The organism is Oleiphilus sp. HI0125, from assembly GCF_001635355.1.
Window position 1 is genome coordinate 1 of record NZ_LWGF01001316.1, and the last position, 1037, is coordinate 1037.

1 pseudogene is annotated in these 1037 nt (G+C 47.5%); it reads left to right on the forward strand.

From position 1 onward, the window contains the following. Positions 1–1037: pseudogene (locus A3762_RS22630) on the forward strand (hypothetical protein); the annotation flags it as partial.

The window sequence follows — 1037 nt, forward strand, 5'->3', positions numbered from 1 at the left end:
ACGACTCGCCACCAAGAAATCCAAGTAATTGGTAACGGCGAATGGACGCTAGCCTTAGGCGGCCGCGATTGCTCTTTACAGATGCATGAGCAAAAGCTTCTCGAAGTTTCTGTAACCACCGAAGACTTACAGAATGCATTAGCGCAGGCCGTAAAAGATGGTCGCGATTCTGAAGTGAAAGTACTCAGCCAAGACATACTGACGCTCGAAGCAATGGAACAAGAAGCCGAACGTTTTGGCGAAGCAGTTGGGCTTGATAACGTATCAACCTTCGAATGTATTGTTGATCGAGACAAGCACTTCTTCATGGAGATGAACACGCGTATTCAGGTAGAACATCGCGTCACAGAACTCTGCTATAGCTTGCGTTTCACCAACCCTGATAACGAGGAAGAAAGCTTCATCGTGAAGTCTCTCGTCGAAGCGATGGTGCTTTTAGCAACGCATGGCAAACGCCTTCCAAAACCAGAACGTGTTCCACGTTTCAATGCATCAGTCGAAGCACGTTTGAACGCTACCAATGACGCACTAGCACCACATGCTGGGGGCATCATCAAATATTGGTCGGACCCTCTCGAAGGAGAAATTCGTGATGACCAAGGTATTAGTCGGCACAACCCTGATACTAATGTTTTCATGAGCTACCACTTAGCTGGCGCATATGACTCTAACGTTGCGTTGCTACTAACGGTTGGCGATGCACGTCTTGATAGCTATCAGAAAATGGCTGAAACCTTACGCGTAACGAAACTCGAGGGCAAAGATCTATCTACGAACCTTGAGTTCCATTACGGCTTAGTGAATTGGTTTATTGGCAACAATATCAATGCGCGCCCCACTACCCGTTTTATTGTTCCCTACCTCACCGCTGTAGGCCAATTGAAACAGGTTGCCAACGACCTCGACGTTGATCAGGCCTACCAAGCGATCATCAAAAAAGTTCTGAACGAGCAACCAGAGCAGGCAAAAGACATTCAAGCCACCGCTGAACGCAAAGCACTGCTTCTTACACGCGCAGTGAAACAACTGTTTAGCAA